Source organism: Streptomyces sp. SID11385 (genome assembly GCF_010548245.1).
Classification (GTDB): Bacteria; Actinomycetota; Actinomycetes; order Streptomycetales; family Streptomycetaceae; genus Streptomyces.
In genome coordinates, this window is the sequence record NZ_JAAGLR010000801.1 from 1 (window position 1) to 741 (window position 741).

Genomic DNA, 741 nt, shown 5'->3' on the forward strand with positions numbered 1-741 from the left:
CGAGCCGACGGCCGCGTCCCGGCACGTACCGGACCTCGCCGGGCGGGGCCCCGAGGCGCGGACGGAGCGGACGGCGCGGGCGCTGCGCGAGGCCGCCGGGCGCGAGGGGTGGACGCTGCTCGACCACCCGATGCTCGCGCTCGACGTGGCGGGCTCACCCGCGTACCTGGAGCCGGACGCGGTCGTGGTGGCGCCCGACGGCACATGGACGGTCGTCGAGATCAAGTCGTTCCCGATGATCGACGGCGCGGCCGATCCCGCGAAGGTGGGCGCGGCGGCGCGGCAGTCGGCGGTGTACGTGCTGGCTCTTGAGCCGCTGGCCGAGGCGATTCCCGTGGCGCGCGTGCGCGAGAGCGTGCTGCTCGTGTGCCCGCGCGACTTCTCCAACCTCCCCACCGGCGCCCCCGTCGACGTCCGCAAGCAGCTCTCCGTCACGCGCCGCCAGCTCACGCGGCTCACGCGCGTCCCCGACCTGCTCGCCGCCCTCCCCGAGGGCACGGTCCTCGATCCGGCGCTCCCCGCCGAGGAGTTGCGCGCGGCGGTCGCCGCCGTGCCAGCCGCGTACGCCCCGGAGTGCCTCTCCGCGTGCGAACTCGCCTTCCACTGCCGCGCCTCGGCCCGCGCGGGCGACGAGGTGACGGCGCTCGGACGGGCGGTACGCGGCGAGCTGGGCGGCCTCGCGACGGTCGGCGCGGTCCTCGCCGCGGCCCACGGCGAGACGGGCGACCCGGCGGACCCGGC

Annotated in this window: 1 protein-coding gene; it reads left to right on the plus strand. The window is 77.9% G+C overall.

From position 1 onward, the window contains the following. Positions 1-741, plus strand: a 741-nt coding sequence (locus G3I42_RS24580; RefSeq protein ID WP_164289379.1) for a hypothetical protein, incomplete at both ends; no start/stop codon positions are given.